A 16,359-nucleotide genomic window follows, 5' to 3' on the forward strand; every position below is an offset into this window, starting at 1 on the left:
ACAGGAGCATGTCGATGACCCCCCAGCCCAGGACCGCCGCCGCCACCCGGCGCGGTGAGCTGCTGGCCACCGCCGCCCAGGTGTTCGCCCGGCAGGGCTACGACGCCACCACGGTCCGGGAGATCGCCGACACCGCCGGGATCCTGGCCGGCAGCCTGTACTACCACTTCGACTCCAAGGAGTCGATGCTGGACGAGATCCTCTCCGGCTTCCTGACCGAGCTCTGGACCGGCTACGACGCGGTGCTGGCGAGCGGCCTCGGGCCCCGGGAGACGCTGGAGGCACTCGTGGTCGAGTCCTTCCGGGAGATCGACCGGCACCGTGACGCGGTGGCCATCTACCAGCGCGAACGGCATCTGGCGGACCAGCCGAGGTTCGCCTATATGACGGACTCGATGCAGCGCTTCGAGTCCGCCTGGCTGGGGACGCTGGAGCGCGGGGTGGCCGAGGGGGAGTTCCGCGCCGACCTCGACCTGCGGCTGGCGTACCGCTTCGTGCGCGACACCGTCTGGGTCGCCGCGTCCTGGTACCGGCCCGGCGGCAGGTACGACGCGGCGACCATCGCCCGGCAGTACCTCAGCATGCTGCTCGACGGCATCAACCAACGCTGAACAGACGAACGCTGACGAGACCGACGCCGATCTGAAGGAGAGAGTTCGCCATGCCCGAGGCCTACATCATCGAAGCCGTCCGCACCCCGGTCGGCCGCCGCAACGGCGGCCTCGCCTCCGCCCATCCCGCCGACCTGGGCGCGCATGTGCTCAAGGCGCTGGTCCAGCGGTCCGGGATCGACCCGGCCCTGGTCGAGGACGTGGTCTTCGGCTGCCTGGACACGGTCGGCCCGCAGGCCGGGGACATCGCCAGGACCAGCTGGCTGGCCGCCGGGCTGCCCGAGGAGGTGCCGGGGGTCACCATCGACCGGCAGTGCGGGTCCTCGCAGCAGGCGGTGCACTTCGCCGCGCAGGCGGTGATGTCGGGCACCAGCGACCTGGTGGTCGCGGGCGGGACCCAGAGCATGTCGCAGATCCCGATCGCCTACGCCGCGCGCGAGGCCGCGCTCCCGCTGGGGCTCACCGAGGGCCCGTACGCCGGTTCGATCGGCTGGCGCGAGCGCTATGGCGACCAGCCGGTGAACCAGTTCTACGGAGCCGAGCTGATCGCCGAGAAGTGGGGCATCTCCCGCGAGGACATGGAGCGGTTCGCCCTCGGCTCGCACCAGCGGGCGGCGCAGGCGATCGACGAGGGGCGCTTCACCCGCGAGATCGCGCCGTACGGGGAGGTCGTCCACGACGAGGGCCCGCGCCGGGACACCACCCTGGAGAAGATGGCCGGGCTCAAGGCGCTGACCGAGGGCGGACGGCTCACCGCCGCCGTCTCCTCACAGGTCTCCGACGGTGCGTCAGCGATGCTGATCGCCTCGGAGCGGGCGGTGGCGGAGTACGGCCTCACCCCGCGCGCCCGGGTGCACCACCTCTCGGTGCGCGGCGAGGACCCGATCCGGATGCTCTCGGCGCCGATCCCGGCCACCGCCTACGCCCTGAAGAAGGCCGGGATGACCATCGAGGACATGGACCTGGTGGAGATCAACGAGGCCTTCGCCCCGGTCGTGCTGGCCTGGCTCAAGGAGACCGGGGCCGACCCGGCCCGGGTCAATGTCAACGGCGGCGCGATCGCCCTCGGCCACCCGCTCGGCGCGACCGGCGTCCGGCTGATGACCACGCTGCTGCACGAACTGGAGCGCACCGGCGGCCGCTACGGGCTGCAGACCATGTGCGAGGGCGGCGGCCAGGCCAATGTGACCATCATCGAGCGGCTCTAGGTTTTCGGCAGCCGGTCAGTCTAAGTCGGCTTGTCGGGCACGGGGCAGGCGGTCGAGGACCTGCTCCGCCTCGGTCATGATCCGGTCGATCAGCTCCTGGACCGAGGGCAGGTCCTCGATCAGGCCCGCCACCTGGCCCGAGGCCATCACCCCCAGGTCGGTGCGGCCGTCCACCATGGCGGCCTTGAGCAGCATCGGGGTGTTGGCGGCCAGCAGCAGCTGGCTCCAACTGAGGTCCTGGCCGTGCTTCATGGCGAGCCCGTCGCTGACCATGGCGTGCCAACTGAGGCCGGAGTCGGCGCGGAAGGCGGCGGCGTGGCGCAGCGCGCGGAGCAGGGCGCGGGTGCGTCCCGAGCGTTCCAGGGCGTCCACCAGCTCGCTGCGCAGCATCCGGTGCGGCAGGCCGTCGACGCTGGTGGTGACGGTGATGTCGGTGACCCCGGCGGCCAGGTAGCGGGCCTTCACCTGATCCGGCACGGTGCTGTCAGAGGTGAGCAGGAAGCGGGTGCCCATGGCGATGCCCGCCGCGCCGTAGGCGAGGGCGGCGACCAGGCCGCGCCCGTCCCGGAAGCCGCCGGCCGCGATCACCGGGATCCCCACCGCGTCCACCACCTGCGGCAGCAGCACGGTGGTGGCCACCTGGCCGGTGTGCCCGCCGCCCTCGCCGCCCTGGACCAGGACCGCGTCCGCGCCCCAGGCGGCCACCTTCTCGGCGTGCCGGCGGGCGCCGATGCTGGGGATGACCACGACCCCGGCGTCCTTGAGCCGGGCGATCAGCTCGCGGGAGGGGGCGAGGGCGAAGGAGGCGACCCGGACCCCCTCCTTGACGATGATGTCCGCGCGCTCGGCGGCGTCGCCCGCGTCGGCGCGCAGGTTGACGCCGAACGGGGCGTCGGTGCGCTCCTTCACCTCCCTTACGGCGGCCAGCAGTTGGGTCGGGGTCATGGTCGCCGAGGCGAGGATGCCGAGGCCGCCGGCCCGGGCGGTGGCGGTGACCAGGCGGGGCCCGGCGACCCAGCCCATCCCGGTCTGCACGATCGGGTGCCGGATCCCGACCAGGCGGGTGAGCGGGGTGTCCAGGTTCATACCCGGACCTCGCGGTCGCGGGCGGCGCGGGGGTCGAGGACTTCGCGGATCAGCCGTAGCTCCTCGGCGGAGGGGTCGCGGGTGGCCGGGACCTCGTCCGGGACCGAGAGTGCGAAGCCGGTGGCGGCGAGCACCTGATCGACCGTCACCCCGGGGTGTACCGAGGCCAGCCGGATCGCCCGGTCGGGGCCGCCGAAGTCCAGTACGGCGAGGTCGGTGACGATCCGGCGGAGGTCGTGGAAGCGTCCGGCGGCGCCGTGCAGCCGGTGCTGGCCGACCCCGCAGACCACGTCCACCTGCTCGACGAAGACCCGGGTGCTGTGCCGGGGGACCCAGTAGCTGGTGGGGTTGTTGGCGGTGTTGCCGGGGGCTCCGCGCATCCCCAGCAGCTGGCGGGTGGGGTGGGACCAGTCGCCGATGGCAGAGATGTTCTGGTTGCCGTGCCGGTCGAGCTGGCTGGCGCCCATCATCACATGCCGGTGGCCCCGGGCGACCAGCTCCAGATGCCGCCGGAACGGCAGCCAGCCCTCGATCGCGGCCGGGGCCGCGCCCAGCGCCGGGACGTCGGCGGCGAGCATCGCCTCACCGTCGGTGACCAGCAGCTCCGGCTCGAAGGTCAGCTTGGCAAGACGGGCGCCGAGGGTCGGGACGGTGCCCATGGCGGCGGCCAGCACCTCGCCGTCGCCGCGCCAGGCCTCGGCGCAGGCGATGACGCAGTACTCGGCCCTGGTGGGTGTGCTGATGGGCCTCATTGGCCGGCCTCCGATCGGAACGCCGTCACCGCGGCCTGGTAGGCGGATTCGTCCCCGGCGAGGAAGCGCTCCTGGAACGCCGCCCAGGCGGCCGGGTCGGCGGCGGCCTGGACGTAGGCGCGCTGGAACCGCTCGTCGCGGTCATAGTCGGGGGCGCAGGAGGTGAAGTGCGCGCCGTTGGGCGTCTCCACCACGCCGGTGACCTCGTGACGGGGGATCAGCAGCGAGCTGGGGCCGCCCTCCTTCTGCAGGTCGGCGGTGTCGACCAGTTGCTCGCAGCTGAGGTAGACGGCGTCGGCCGCGGCGGCGAAGAGGTCGTCCAGGTAGGGGTCGGGGCCGAGGAACTGCCCGTTGCCCGACCGGTCGGCGCGGTTGAGGTGCAGCAGGGCGGCGTCCATCCGCAGCGCCGGCATCGCCACCAGTTCCTCGCCGTCGTCGTAGGGGGAGGTGACCGTGCGCAGCCCGGGGTTGATCCGCAGCACGTCCGAGCCGAGCCCGGCCCGGATCGGCAGGAACGGCAGCCGCTGGGCGGCGGCGCTGAGGCCCTGTAGCAGCATGCCCTCGTCGTACTCGGTCAGCCTTTCGAGAGCAGTGCTCTCGCGTGCGGCGCTTCCGAGAGCACTGCTCTCGTGCCCACCGCTTCCGGGAGCACCGCTTCCGGGAGCACCGCTTCCGGGAGCACCGCTTCCGAGAGCACTGCTCTCGCGTGCGGCGCGGAACAGGGGTTCCAGCGGGACCGAGTCCAGCGTGACAAAGGCCGTCACCAGGTGCCGGATCCGGCCCGCCGCCACCAGCAGGCCGACATCGGGGCCGCCGAAGCTGACCACGGTCAGATCGGTCAGGTCGGACCGCAGGATCGCCCGGACCAGGGCCATCGGCTTGCGCCGCGAACCCCACCCGCCGATGCCCAGGGTCATCCCGCTGCGCAGTTGGGAGGCCACCTCGTCCGGGCTCATCCGTTTGTCCATCACGTCTCCTTCGCTGCGGTGAACGCCTCGCCTGCTGCCGTGAACGCCTCGCGGTGCTTGTCGGAGACCCCGGCCAGGTTGGCCTCGAAGGTGAAGCCCTGCTCGAAGCGGTAGCTGCGGCGGACGTCGACCGGGTCGATCCCGTTGAGGGCCTCCTTGGCCAGCCGCAGCAGATAGCCGTCCTTGGCGGCGATCTCGCGGGCCAACTCCATTGCTGCCTCGCGCAGTTCGGCCCGGGGAACCACCCGCCAGACCGAGCCGTGCCGGTGCAGCTCCTGCGCGGTGACGCTGCGGCCGGTGTAGAACATCGGACGCATCAGATGCGCGGGCACCAGTCGGGAAAGGTGGGTGGCCGCGCCCAGCGCGCCCCGGTCCAGCTCGGGCAGCCCGAAGCTGGCGTCGGCGGCGGCGACGATGGCGTCGGCGTTGCCGACCAGGCCGATCCCACCGCCCAGGCAGAAGCCCTGCACCGCGGCGATCACCGGCACCTGGCACTCGTACACCGCCGCGAACGCCTCCGCGCAGCCCCGGTTGGCGCCGATCAGAGCCCCAGGGCCGGGGTCGCGCTGGATCTCCTTGATGTCGACGCCGGCGTTGAACCCGCGTCCGGGCGCCTCCAGCACGACCACGCGGACGGCGGGATCCTGCCCGGCCGCGCGCAGGGCCCGGGCGAGCTCGTACCAGCCCGCCACGGGCAGGGCGTTGACCGGCGGATAGGCGACGGTGACGACAGCGACGCCGGCTTCGCCGCTGTCTCGGGGGAGCGAGGTGGAGACACCCATGGGATTCTCGGCTACCTTTCCACCAAACGTTAGTTAGGTGCGACGGTAGCAGCGGAACCAGGATGAGGGGAGGGTCATATGACGGACCATCAAGAACTCGCGGGCCGGGTCGCCGTGGTCACCGGAGGCACCAGGGGGGTCGGCGCCGGCATCGTCCGCGCCCTGCTGGCGGCCGGGGCCGAGGTGGTCGCGGCGGCCCGGCGGCCACCGGCGGCGGCGCTGGAAACCGCAGGCCGCAAGGCCGATTTCCGGCCGCTGGACGTCCGCGACCCGGACGCCGGCGCGGTCCTGCTGGCGCAGGTGGCCGCCGACCACGGGCGGCTCGACCTGCTGGTCAACAACGCCGGCGGCACGCCGTACCTGCCGCTCGCCGAGGGCGACGGTGAGCGGCATCGCCGGGTGCTGGAACTCAACCTGATCGCCCCGCTGCTGCTCTCGCGTGCTGCCTATCAGGTGATGCACCGTCAGCCGGAGGGCGGCGGCATCGTCATGATCGGCAGCGTCAGCGGGCAGCGGCCCTCGCCCGGCAGCGCCGCCTACGGCGCGGCCAAGGCCGGCCTGGACCACCTCGCCCGCAGCCTCGCGGTGGAGTGGGCACCGACGGTACGGGTGAACACCCTGGTCCTCGGCATGGTCCGCACCGAGGCTTCGCAACTGCACTACGGCGACGAGGAGGGGATCGCCGCCGTCGCCCGCACGGTGCCGCTGGGGCGGCTGGCCCGGCCGGAGGAGGTCGGCGAGGCCTGCGTCTTCCTGGCGTCGCCCCGGGCCGCGTACATCAGCGGGGCGTCGCTGCTGCTGCACGGGGGCGGCGAGCGGCCCGCGTTCCTTGACGCCGCCACCGCCAACCACTGAGCGGCTGACCCGCTGACCGGTCGAGTCAATGACCCGATGAATCGCTGACCCGCTGACCCGCTGAGGAGTGTGCCCGATGTCTGGACTGGCCCATGGCCGCACCGTTGTTGTGACCGGAGCTGGGCGCGGGCTGGGTCGCGCCCATGCCCTCGCCTTCGCCGCCGAGGGCGCCAACCTCGTCGTCAACGACCTCGGCGTCGGCCTGGACGGCGCGCCCGGTGCGGACAACCCGGCGCTGGACGTGGTCGCCGAGATCCTCGCCCTCGGCGGCGCGGCCATCGCCCACGGCGGCGACATCGCCACCGAGGAGGGCGCGTCCAGCCTGGTCAGCGCTGCCCTGGAGACCTTCGGGCGACTGGACACCCTGGTCAACAACGCCGGCTTTCTGCGTGACCGGATGCTGGTGAACCTGTACGGCGACGACTGGGACGCGGTGATGCGGGTCCACCTCAAAGGCCACTTCCTGCCGCTGCGCCACGCCGCCGCGCACTGGCGGGCCGAGGCCAAGGCGGGCCGCCGGTGCGCGGCCAGGATCGTCAACACCAGCTCGGGCGCGGGCCTGCTGGGCAGCGTCGGGCAGGGCAACTACTCGGCCGCCAAGGCGGGCATCCTCGGCCTGACCTTTGTCGCCGCCGCCGAGCTCGCCGGCTACGGCGTCCAGGTCAATGCCATCGCTCCGGCGGCCAGGACCAGGATGACCGAAGGGGCGATCGCCGCCGCGCTGCCCGCCCCCGAGGATGTGTCCCCGCTGGTGGTCTGGCTGGGCAGCGACGCCAGCGCGGGCGTCACCGGCCAGGTGTTCGAGGCAGAGGGCGGCAGGATCACCGTGATGCAGGGCTGGCGCCCCGGTCCCACCGCCCACAGCCCCGCCCGCTGGACCCCGGCCGAGGCCGGCGACGCCACCCGGCAACTGCTCGCCCAGGCGGAGCCCCCGCTGCCCCCGTACGGGGCGCGGTGACGTCCGAATGACGCAATGTCAGTCCCGGCGCGCCGCGGTGAGCAGATGCCCGCCGGCGCCCAGCAGCGACGGCGCCGACTCGGTCCTGCGCATCGCGTCCAGCAGCAGGGCGCTGCGGGCCGGGTCGGCCATGGTCTCGGCCAGGTCGGCCATCCAGCCGAACGCACCCTCGACGGAGTACTGCCCGGTGACGGTCAGCCCCGCGTCCGCGCACTCGTCCAGGACCTCGGCCGGCTCGTGGAAGTAGGCCGTGGTGAAGTCCACGCCCGAACTGCGGTGCAGCCCGTCCGCCAGCACCGCGTGGATCAGGCTCCGGCGCTCGTCCGTGGCCTCGAAGTAGACGCCCTTCTGGACCATGTCGTGCAGCCCCGCGAAGCGGTTGATGGTCGCGGCCACCACCAGCCCCCCGGCACGGACCACCCGGCGGGCCTCGGCCAGCGCCCGGACCCGGTCCGCTACTTCGGGGAGATGGTAGAGCGGGCCCAGCAGCAGGACGACGTCGACCGATCCGTCCGCCGCGTCCAGGGCTCGGGCGTCGCCGAGCCGGGCGGTGACACCGGGCAGCCCGGACGCCTGGGCGATGTGCAGCGGCACCGGGTCGACCAGCTCGACCTGGTAGCCGTCCTGGGCCAGCCATCCGGCGTGGACGCCGCTGGCGCCGCCGACGTCCAGTACCCGGGCGGGCGCGGGCGGCAGCAGCCGGCGCAGCACGTCCTGGGTGCGCCGGAATTCCCACAGCCCCTTGCCGTCACGCAGTCGGCCGTCCTCCCGGCCCTGTTCGTAGAAGGCGAGGATGTCCTGACGAATCGTGCTCCCGGTCTCTGTCCCTGTCATCGGATACCTCCAAGGAAACCCCGGCCTTGAGGCCGGGGAGGAATTGGGTCGCCCGTGTAGCGGGTCGGTGGCAGTTGAATCGCCGTCAAGGCGATCCGGCGTAGCGGGAGGTGACTGTCGGTCAGGCAGTCACAAGGTATGGTGCTATCGTGTGATCTGTGGAGGCCATTCACGTGAAGCGGGCTTTTAAGTACCGCTTCTACCCGACGGATATGCAGGCGGCTGAGCTGTCGCGCACGTTCGGGTGCGTGCGGAAGGTCTACAACATGGCGCTGCACGCCCGGACCGAGGCGTGGTACCAGCGGCAGGAGCGGGTCACCTACAACGCCACGTCGGCGATGCTGACCGGGTGGAAGAAGACCGAGGAGCTGGCCTACCTGTCCGAGGTCTCGTCCGTCCCGTTGCAGCAGTCGCTTCGGCATCTGCAAGGGGCGTTCACCAACTTCTGGACCAAGCGGGCCAAGTACCCCACCTTCAAGTCCAAGCACAAGTCCCGCCGGTCCGCGGAGTACACCAGCTCCGCGTTCCGGTTCCGGGACGGCCAGATGACCTTGGCCAAGATGGCGGAGCCGCTTGCTGTCGTCTGGCACCGCCCACTGCCCGTGGACGCGGTGCCGTCCACGGTGACCGTCTCGCAGGACAGCGCGGGGCGCTGGTTCCTCTCTCTGCTGTGCGAGGACCGGCCCTCGATGCCCGCACCCGTCAACAAGGCCGTGGGAATCGACGCGGGCATCACCAGCCTGGTCACGCTCTCCACCGGGGAGAAGATCGCCAACCCGAAGTTCGAACGCGCCGACCGCCGACGCCTCGCCAAGGCCCAACGCGACCTTTCCCGCAAGGCCGAGGGCTCCAACAACCGGGCCAAGGCCCGGCTCAAGGTCGCCCGGGTGCACGCCCGGATCGCCGACCGGCGCAGAGACTTCCTGCACCAGCTCACCACTCGACTCGTCCGCGAAAACCAAACGGTCGTGATCGAGGACCTCACCGTCCGCAACATGCTGGGGAACCGCAAGCTCTCCCGAGCCATCTCGGACGCGAGCTGGACCCAGATGCGGTCCATGCTGGAGTACAAGGCCGGATGGTATGGTCGGGACCTGGTCGTGGTCGACCGTTGGTTCCCCTCCTCCAAGCGGTGCTCCACCTGCGGCACCTTGCACTCCAGGATGCCGCTGAGCGTCCGCGAGTGGACGTGCGGCTGCGGGGCGACCCACGACCGGGACGTCAACGCGGCCATCAACATCCTGGCCGCCGGACTGGCGGTCGCAGCCTGTGGAGACGGCGTAAGACCTCAACGGAGCACTCCGGGCGGGCAGTCGTCTGTGAAGCAGGAAGTAGTCCCACCGCAGCGCACACGCGCAGCGGCTCAGCCGCAAGGCTGAGGGGAAACCCTGTCCTTCAGGACGGGGAGAAGTCACGGTCAGACGATGCCCGCCCGGCCCGGACCCGGGCAACGGATTTTTGCGGTACCACGCACAAAGGCCCCGACGTTCCCGGTGGTCGGGAGCGGCAGGGCCTTCGTGGTGCTTCGGGCGATCCGGTGCGGGCTTCGGCGGTGAGGCCGAGTCAGGCTGAGGACGGCGGGTACATCTCCGCGGGCAGCTTGGCGGCTGCCGCGCGGTCCAGCAGCCACAGGGTGCGGTGCTGGCCGTAGGCGCCGGAGGCCGGCGCCTGGATCTCGCCCGGGCCGCTGAGGGCCAGGGCGACCGCCTCGGCCTTGTCCTCGCCCGCGGCGAGCAGCCAGACCTCGCGGGCCGCACGGATCGCCGGGAGGGTCAGCGAGACCCGGACCGGCGGCGGCTTGGGCGCTCCGCGCACACCGACGACGGTACGGGTGGTCTCCCGTACGCCGGGGTGCTCGGGGAACAGCGAGGCGACATGGGTGTCCGGGCCGACGCCGAGCAGCAGCACGTCGAAGGCCGGGACGCCCAGGTGGTCCTCCGGGCCGGCCGCCTTGGCCAGCTCGGCGGCGTAACGCTCCGCCGCCGCCTCGGGATTGTCGCCGTCCGCGCCGTCCGAGGCGGGCATGTAGTGCACCCGCGACGGATCCAGCGGCACCGAGTCGAGCAGCTCGTCCCTGGCCTGGGTGGCGTTGCGTTCCGGATCGCCGGCGGGCAGGAAGCGCTCGTCGCCCCACCAGAGGTCGAGCCTGGACCAGTCCACCGCGTCCCTGGCCGGGGACGTGGCGAGCGCCGCGAGCAGCGCGTTGCCGTTGCGGCCGCCGGTCAGCACCACCGAGGCGGCGCCGCGGGCGGACTGCGCGTCCACGATCCGGGTGATCAGCCGGGCCGCCGCGGCAAGGGCCATCAGGTCCTTGTCGCGGTGGACCACGAGTTGCGGCGCTGTCACTTCTGGGTCCGGCTCGCCGAGGCCGCGGTCCCGGGCTTCTTGGCGGTGGACGCCGCCTTGCCCTTGGCCGGAGCCGCCGCAGCACCCTTCGCGGAAGCCGAGCCGGGAGCCGCGACGCCGGCGCCGGCCGCGCCCTCCTCCGCCTTCTCCGACGCGGCCTGCCCGGCCGGAGTCCTGGCGTCGATGACCTCGTGCTTGGGACCGTCCGCGTGGAGCTTCTCCACGCCGTAGCGGACGGCTGACGCGTATATGTCGTCAGGGTCCAGCCGGCGCAGCTCCTCGGCGATCAGCTCGGACGTCTCGCGGCGCTTCAGCGCCACCATCCGGTCCGGCTGGTCGGGCATGGAGAGGGTGGCCAGCAGGCCGTCGGTGCGCTCCAGGGTGACGTCGCCGCCCGCGGTGCGCAGCCGTACCGCGGTCAGGCCGGGGCCGTCGGTGACGACCCGGTCGACCTTGATGTTCAGCCGGTCGGCGAGCCACAGCGCCAGCAGTTCCGCGCTGGGGTTGTAGGACTCGCCCTCGACCACGGCCGAGGTGACCTTGACCCGGCGCTGGTCCAGGGCCGCCGCGAGCATGGAGCGCCACGGGGTGATCCGGGTCCAGGCCAGGTCGGTGTCGCCGGGGGTGTACGAGGCGGCCCGGGTGGCGAGCTGCTCGACCGGGGACTCCGCCGAGGTGGCGTCGGTGATCCGGCGCTGGGCGAGCGCGCCCAGCGGATCCTTGGCCGCGTTCTCGGGGGCGTTCTCCGGCCACCAGACCACCACGGGGGCGTCCGGCAGCAGCAGTGGCAGCACCACCGACTGGGCCTGCGCGGCGAGTTCGCCGTGCAGCCGGAGCAGCACGGTCTCGCCGGTGCCGGCGTCGGAGCCGACCCGGATCTCGGCGTCCAGGCGGGCCTCGGCCCTGGCCCGGGGCGAGCGCCCGGGGCGGCGGATGACGGCCAGGATGCGCGAGGGGTGCTCGCGCGAGGCGTCGCCGGCCGCCTTGAGGGCGTCGTAGGCGCTGCCCTCGTCGGTGACGATGACGAGGGTGAGCACCATGCCGATCGCACCGGTGCCGATGGCCCTGCGGGCCTCGACCAGACCGGAGTTGATCTTGCTGGAGGTGGTGTCCGTAAGATCGATCTTCATGGCCGGCGCCAGCTCCTACCGTCTCGTGCGAGCATCTCGTCCGCCTCGGCCGGGCCCCAGGTGCCCGACTCGTAGGGGGCGGGCTTGCCGTGCTTGTTCCAGTACGCCTCGATCGGGTCCAGGATCTTCCAGGACTCCTCGACCTCCTGATGGCGGGGGAAGAGGTTGGCGTCGCCGAGCAGGACATCCAGGATCAGGCGCTCGTACGCCTCGGGGCTGGACTCGGTGAAGGACTCGCCGTAGGCGAAGTCCATGCTGACGTCGCGGACCTCCATCGAGGTCCCCGGCACCTTGGAGCCGAACCGCATGGTCACGCCCTCGTCCGGCTGCACCCGGATGACCAGGGCGTTCTGCCCCAGCTCCTCGGTGGCGCTGGAGTCGAACGGCAGGTACGGAGCGCGCTGGAAGACCACCGCGATCTCGGTCACCCGACGGCCGAGCCGCTTGCCGGTGCGCAGGTAGAACGGGACGCCCGCCCAGCGGCGGTTGTTGATCTCCAGCTTCACCGCGGCGAAGGTGTCGGTGGTGGACTTGGGGTCGATCCCCTCCTCCTCCAGGTAGCCGAGCACCTCCTCGCCGCCCTGCCAGCCGTGCGTGTACTGGCCGCGCACGGTGTGCCGGCCGAGATCCTTGGGGATCCGCACGGCCGAGAGCACCTTGAGCTTCTCGGCGACCAGGGCCTTCGGGTGGAAGGACGCCGGCTCCTCGATCGCGGTCAGCGCCAGCAGCTGCAGCAGGTGGTTCTGGATCACGTCACGGGCGGAGCCGATGCCGTCGTAGTAGCCCGCGCGGCCGCCGATGCCGATGTCCTCGGCCATGGTGATCTGCACGTGGTCCACGTACGAGCGGTTCCAGATCGGCTCGAACATCGAGTTGGCGAAACGCAGCGCCAGGATGTTCTGGACCGTCTCCTTGCCCAGGTAGTGGTCGATCCGGAAGACCTCGTCGCGCGGGAACACCGAGTGCACGACCGCGTTGAGCTCCTGAGCGCTCTTGAGGTCGTGGCCGAAGGGCTTCTCGATGACCGCGCGGCGCCAGGCGCCCTTGGGCGGGTCGGCCAGGCCGTGCGCCTTGAGCTGCTGCACCACCTGCGGGAAGAACTTCGGCGGCACGGAGAGGTAGAAGGCGAAGTTGCCGCCCGTCCCCTGCTCCTTGTCCAGCTCCTCGATGGTGACCCGGAGCTTCTCGAAGGCGTCGTCGTCGACGAACTCGCCCTGGACGAAGCGCATGCCCTTGGCGAGCTGCTGCCAGACCTCCTCGCGGAACGGCGTGCGCGCGTGCTCCTTGACGGAGTCGTGCACGACCTGGGCGAAGTCCTCGTCCTCCCAGTCGCGCCGGGCGAAGCCGATCAGCGAGAAGCCGGGCGGCAGCAGGCCGCGGTTGGCCAGGTCGTAGACGGCCGGCATCAGCTTCTTGCGGGAGAGGTCACCGGTGACACCGAAGATGACCAGACCGGAGGGGCCCGCGATGCGCGGCAGCCGGCGGTCGGCCGGGTCGCGCAGCGGGTTGATCCAGGCGTCGACGACGTCTGTCTCCTCCTCGAGTACCTCTGAGGCGTCCTCGCTCACTTGGCGGAGCCCCCCTTCGGGGTGAACTTCGCCAGCGAGGCGGAGACCGTGTCCAGCAGTTCCTTCCAGGACGCCTCGAACTTCTCGACGCCCTCGTCCTCCAGCACCTGCACCACGTCGTCGTAGGAGATGCCGAGCTGGGCCAGCGCGTCGATGGCGGCCTGGGCCGCGGCGTAGGAGCCGGTGACCGTGTCGCCGCGGACCACGCCGTGGTCGGCGACGGCGTTCAGGGTGGCCTCGGGCATGGTGTTGACGGTGCCGGGGGCGACCAGCTCGACCACGTAGAGGGTGTCGTCCAGGGCCGGGTCCTTGACGCCGGTCGAGGCCCAGAGCGGACGCTGCGGCTTGGCGCCCTCGGCGGCCAGGGCCTTCCAGCGGTCCGAGGAGAAGACCTTCTCGTAGGCCTGGTAGGCCAGCTGGGCGTTGGCGACGGCGGCCTTGCTCTTGGCGGCCTTGGCCTCCGGGGTGGCCAGCTTGTCGAGGCGCTTGTCGATCTCGGTGTCCACCCGGGACACGAAGAAGGAGGCGACCGACTCGATCGAGGAGAGGTCGTGGCCGTTGGCCTTGGCCTTCTCCAGGCCGCTGAGGAAGGCGTCCATCACGCCCTGGTAGCGCTCCAGCGAGAAGATCAGCGTGACGTTGACGCTGATGCCCTGCCCGATCACCTCGGTGATCGCGGGCAGCCCGGCCAGCGTCGCCGGGATCTTGATCAGCGTGTTGGGGCGGTCCACCAGCCAGGCCAGCTGCTTGGCCTCGGCGATGGTCGCCTCGGTGTTGTGGGCCAGCCGCGGGTCGACCTCGATGGAGACCCGGCCGTCCCGGCCGTTGCTGGCGTCGTAGACCCCGCGCAGCACGTCGGCGGCCTCGCGGACGTCGGCCGAGGTCATCATCCGCACGGCCTCCTCGACGGTGACGCCGCGGACCGCGAGGTCGCGCAGCTGCTCGTCGTAGGAGTCGTCGCTCCCGCCGATGGCCTTCTGGAAGATGGTGGGGTTGGTGGTGACCCCCACGACGTGCTTGTCACGGACCAGCTCGGCCAGGTTGCCGGAGGTCAGGCGCTTGCGGCTGAGGTCGTCCAGCCAGATCGCCACGCCTTCGTCGCTGAGGCGCTTCAGAGCGTCAGTCATGATCGTCTTCACTTCTCTCTACTGGTTCGTACGTGTCTCGACTGGTTCAGCGACCTGCGGCGACATCATCCAGCGACTTGTGCGCGGCGTTCACCACGGCGTCGTCGGTGAGGCCGAACTCCTTGTACAGCACCTTGTAGTCGGCCGAGGCGCCGAAGTGCTCCAGGCTGACGATGTGACCGGCGCCGCCGACGTAGCGGTGCCAGGTCAGGCCGATGCCGGCCTCGATCGCGACCCTGGCCCGGACCGAGGGCGGCAGCACGGCGTCGCGGTAGGCCTGGTCCTGCTCCTCGAACCACTCGACGCAGGGCATCGAGACGACCCGGGTCGGGATGCCCGCGGCCTGCAGGGTCTCCCGGGCGGCGACGGCGATCTGCACCTCGGAGCCGGTGCCGATCAGGATCACCTGGGCCTGCCCGCCCTCGGCCTCGAACAGCACGTAGCCGCCCTTGACCGCGTTCGGGTTGGCCTCGTACGTGGGGACGCCCTGGCGGGTCAGCGCCAGGCCGTGCGGGGCCGGCTTCGCGGCGTGGCGGCGGAGCACCTCGCCCCAGACGGCCGAGGTCTCGTTGGCGTCCGCCGGGCGGACGATGTTGAGGCCCGGGATGGCGCGCAGCGCGGCCAGGTGCTCGACCGGCTGGTGGGTCGGGCCGTCCTCGCCGAGGCCGATGGAGTCGTGCGTCCACACGTAGGTGACCGGCAGCTTCATCAGCGCGGCCAGGCGGACGGCGCCGCGCATGTAGTCCGAGAAGGTGAGGAAGGTGCCGCCGTAGATCCGGGTGTTGCCGTGCAGCGCGATGCCGTTCATGGCCGAGCCCATGGCGTGCTCGCGGATCCCGAAGTGGATCGTGCGGCCGTACGGGTCGGCGGACGGCAGCGGGTTGCCCTCGGGCAGGAACGAGGAGTTCGGGTCGATGGTGGTGAGGTTGGAGCCGGCCAGGTCGGCCGAGCCGCCCCAGAGCTCGGGCACGATCGCACCGACGGCCTTGAGCACCTCGCCGGACGCCTTGCGGGTGGCGACCTCCTTGCCGGCCGGGAAGGACGGCAGCGCCTTCTCCCAGCCGTCGGGCAGCTCGCCCGCGGCGATCCGGTCGCACTCGGCGGCGCGCGCCGGGTTGGCGGAGCGCCACTCCTCGTAGCCCTTGTTCCACTGGGCGTGCGCCTCGGCGCCGCGGTCGGCGACCTTGCGGGCGTGGGCCAGCACCTCGTCGGTGACCTCGAAGGACTTGGTCGGGTCGAAGCCGAGGACCCGCTTGGTGGCGGCGACCTCGTCCGCGCCCAGGGCGGAGCCGTGCGACTCCTCGGTGCCCTTGGCGTGCGGGGCCGGCCAGGCGATGATCGTGCGCATGGCGATGATCGAGGGGCGCCCGGTCTCGGCCTTGGCCTTGACCATGGCGGCGTGCAGCGCCTTCGGGTCCAGGTCGCCGCTCTCGGCCGGGGCGACCCGCTGGACGTGCCAGCCGTAGGCCTCGTAGCGCTTGAGGACGTCCTCGGAGAAGGCGGTCTCGGTGTCGCCCTCGATCGAGATGTGGTTGTCGTCGTACAGGAAGACCAGGTTGCCCAGCTTCTGGTGGCCGGCCAGCGAGGAGGCCTCGCCGGAGACGCCCTCCTCCAGGTCGCCGTCCGAGCAGATGCCCCAGATGGTGTGGTCGAACGGGGAGGTGCCCTCGGCCGCCTCCGGGTCGAACAGGCCGCGCTCGTAACGGGCCGCCATCGCCATGCCGACCGCGTTGCCCACCCCCTGGCCCAGCGGGCCGGTGGTGGTCTCGACGCCGGTGGTGTGGCCGTGCTCGGGGTGACCCGGAGTCAGCGAGCCCCAGACGCGGAAGGACTTGAGGTCCTCCAGGGTGAGCCCGTAGCCCGACAGGTAGAGCTGGATGTAGAGGGTGAGGCTGGTGTGCCCGGGGGACAGCACGAAGCGGTCGCGCCCGGTCCAGGCCGCGTCGGACGGGTCGTGCTGCAGGAACCGCTGGAAAATCAGGTAGGCAGCCGGGGCCAGGGACATAGCCGTGCCCGGGTGGCCGTTGCCGACCTTCTGCACGGCGTCCGCCGCCAGAACGCGCACGGTGTCCACCGTCCGCTGGTCGAGCTCGGTCCACTCAAAAGTGTTGCTCGGCGTCGTACTCACCCTGTA

15 protein-coding genes are annotated in these 16,359 nt (G+C 71.7%); 5 read left to right on the plus strand and 10 right to left on the minus strand.

Annotation, left to right across the window (positions count from 1 at the left end; all coding sequences use genetic code 11):
* The first annotated feature begins 14 nt into the window (after positions 1-14).
* Together ACXKR8_RS35655 and ACXKR8_RS35660 are read left to right on the plus strand one after the other, a co-directional pair.
* Positions 15-611 carry a TetR/AcrR family transcriptional regulator gene (locus ACXKR8_RS35655; RefSeq protein WP_458268676.1) on the plus strand — a complete coding sequence of 199 codons (597 nt, stop codon included), beginning with the start codon at positions 15-17 and terminating at the stop codon, positions 609-611.
* Between the two features lie 50 nt (positions 612-661).
* On the plus strand, positions 662-1,819 hold the full coding sequence (locus tag ACXKR8_RS35660; RefSeq protein ID WP_458268677.1) for an acetyl-CoA C-acetyltransferase: 1,158 nt from the start codon (positions 662-664) through the stop codon (positions 1,817-1,819).
* A gap of 15 nt (positions 1,820-1,834) precedes the next feature.
* Here ACXKR8_RS35660 and ACXKR8_RS35665 read toward each other — a convergent pair whose 3' ends face one another.
* The 4 genes from ACXKR8_RS35665 to ACXKR8_RS35680 are packed head-to-tail and all read right to left on the minus strand — an operon-like array spanning position 1,835 to position 5,407.
* The gene (locus ACXKR8_RS35665; protein ID WP_458275174.1) at positions 1,835-2,899 is read right to left on the minus strand and encodes an NAD(P)H-dependent flavin oxidoreductase; all 1,065 of its coding nucleotides are present in this window, start codon (positions 2,897-2,899) and stop codon (positions 1,835-1,837) included.
* A 2-nt stretch (positions 2,900-2,901) separates the two neighbouring features.
* Positions 2,902-3,657: a CoA-transferase subunit beta gene (locus ACXKR8_RS35670; protein ID WP_458268678.1), complete on the minus strand. Its 756-nt coding sequence runs from the start codon at positions 3,655-3,657 to the stop codon at positions 2,902-2,904.
* Positions 3,654-4,628 (minus strand): CoA transferase subunit A, encoded by a 975-nt coding sequence (locus tag ACXKR8_RS35675; protein WP_458268679.1) that lies wholly within the window; start codon positions 4,626-4,628, stop codon positions 3,654-3,656. Before ACXKR8_RS35675 ends, ACXKR8_RS35670 begins: the two co-directional genes overlap by 4 nt.
* Complete coding sequence (locus ACXKR8_RS35680) at positions 4,625-5,407, minus strand: enoyl-CoA hydratase family protein (protein ID WP_458268680.1); 783 nt, start codon at positions 5,405-5,407, stop codon at positions 4,625-4,627. The genes ACXKR8_RS35675 and ACXKR8_RS35680 overlap by 4 nt, the downstream gene beginning before the upstream one ends.
* A gap of 78 nt (positions 5,408-5,485) precedes the next feature.
* On the opposite strand from ACXKR8_RS35680, the gene ACXKR8_RS35685 reads away from it, so the two are divergent.
* Positions 5,486-6,262: an SDR family oxidoreductase gene (locus ACXKR8_RS35685; protein WP_458268681.1), complete on the plus strand. Its 777-nt coding sequence runs from the start codon at positions 5,486-5,488 to the stop codon at positions 6,260-6,262.
* 76 nt (positions 6,263-6,338) lie between these two features.
* Complete coding sequence (locus ACXKR8_RS35690; RefSeq protein WP_458268682.1) at positions 6,339-7,220, plus strand: SDR family oxidoreductase; 882 nt, start codon at positions 6,339-6,341, stop codon at positions 7,218-7,220.
* A gap of 18 nt (positions 7,221-7,238) precedes the next feature.
* Here the strand turns inward: ACXKR8_RS35690 and ACXKR8_RS35695 are convergent, their stop codons facing one another.
* Positions 7,239-8,054 carry a class I SAM-dependent methyltransferase gene (locus ACXKR8_RS35695; RefSeq protein ID WP_458268683.1) on the minus strand — a complete coding sequence of 272 codons (816 nt, stop codon included), beginning with the start codon at positions 8,052-8,054 and terminating at the stop codon, positions 7,239-7,241.
* Positions 8,055-8,212: 158 nt separating this feature from the next.
* On the opposite strand from ACXKR8_RS35695, the gene ACXKR8_RS35700 reads away from it, so the two are divergent.
* Positions 8,213-9,433 (plus strand): RNA-guided endonuclease InsQ/TnpB family protein, encoded by a 1,221-nt coding sequence (locus ACXKR8_RS35700; protein ID WP_458268684.1) that lies wholly within the window; start codon positions 8,213-8,215, stop codon positions 9,431-9,433.
* Positions 9,434-9,617: 184 nt separating this feature from the next.
* Here the strand turns inward: ACXKR8_RS35700 and pgl are convergent, their stop codons facing one another.
* The 5 genes from pgl to tkt are packed head-to-tail and all read right to left on the minus strand — an operon-like array spanning position 9,618 to position 16,353.
* Entirely contained in the window at positions 9,618-10,400 is a 783-nt protein-coding gene (gene pgl / locus ACXKR8_RS35705; protein WP_458268685.1) for a 6-phosphogluconolactonase, read from the minus strand.
* The gene (gene opcA, locus ACXKR8_RS35710; protein WP_458268686.1) at positions 10,397-11,530 is read right to left on the minus strand and encodes a glucose-6-phosphate dehydrogenase assembly protein OpcA; all 1,134 of its coding nucleotides are present in this window, start codon (positions 11,528-11,530) and stop codon (positions 10,397-10,399) included. Before opcA ends, pgl begins: the two co-directional genes overlap by 4 nt.
* Entirely contained in the window at positions 11,527-13,098 is a 1,572-nt protein-coding gene (gene zwf, locus ACXKR8_RS35715) for a glucose-6-phosphate dehydrogenase (RefSeq protein WP_458268687.1), read from the minus strand. The genes opcA and zwf overlap by 4 nt, the downstream gene beginning before the upstream one ends.
* Complete coding sequence (gene tal, locus ACXKR8_RS35720; RefSeq protein ID WP_458268688.1) at positions 13,095-14,225, minus strand: transaldolase; 1,131 nt, start codon at positions 14,223-14,225, stop codon at positions 13,095-13,097. The genes zwf and tal overlap by 4 nt, the downstream gene beginning before the upstream one ends.
* A 46-nt stretch (positions 14,226-14,271) precedes the next feature.
* Positions 14,272-16,353, minus strand: a complete 2,082-nt coding sequence (gene tkt, locus ACXKR8_RS35725; protein ID WP_458268689.1) for a transketolase — start codon at positions 16,351-16,353, stop codon at positions 14,272-14,274.
* Positions 16,354-16,359: the final 6 nt, after the last annotated feature.

Source organism: Streptacidiphilus sp. PAMC 29251 (assembly GCF_054208735.2).

What these genes read in the sequence shown, in the direction of transcription:
- ACXKR8_RS35655 (WP_458268676.1), top strand. Translation starts at nt 15, where the DNA reads ATGACCCCCCAGCCCAGGACCGCCGCCGCCACCCGGCGCGGTGAGCTG.
- ACXKR8_RS35660 (WP_458268677.1), top strand. Translation starts at nt 662, where the DNA reads ATGCCCGAGGCCTACATCATCGAAGCCGTCCGCACCCCGGTCGGCCGC.
- ACXKR8_RS35670 (WP_458268678.1), bottom strand. Translation starts at nt 3,657, where the DNA reads ATGAGGCCCATCAGCACACCCACCAGGGCCGAGTACTGCGTCATCGCC.
- ACXKR8_RS35680 (WP_458268680.1), bottom strand. Translation starts at nt 5,407, where the DNA reads ATGGGTGTCTCCACCTCGCTCCCCCGAGACAGCGGCGAAGCCGGCGTC.
- ACXKR8_RS35685 (WP_458268681.1), top strand. Translation starts at nt 5,486, where the DNA reads ATGACGGACCATCAAGAACTCGCGGGCCGGGTCGCCGTGGTCACCGGA.
- ACXKR8_RS35690 (WP_458268682.1), top strand. Translation starts at nt 6,339, where the DNA reads ATGTCTGGACTGGCCCATGGCCGCACCGTTGTTGTGACCGGAGCTGGG.
- ACXKR8_RS35695 (WP_458268683.1), bottom strand. Translation starts at nt 8,054, where the DNA reads ATGACAGGGACAGAGACCGGGAGCACGATTCGTCAGGACATCCTCGCC.
- opcA (WP_458268686.1), bottom strand. Translation starts at nt 11,530, where the DNA reads ATGAAGATCGATCTTACGGACACCACCTCCAGCAAGATCAACTCCGGT.
- tal (WP_458268688.1), bottom strand. Translation starts at nt 14,225, where the DNA reads ATGACTGACGCTCTGAAGCGCCTCAGCGACGAAGGCGTGGCGATCTGG.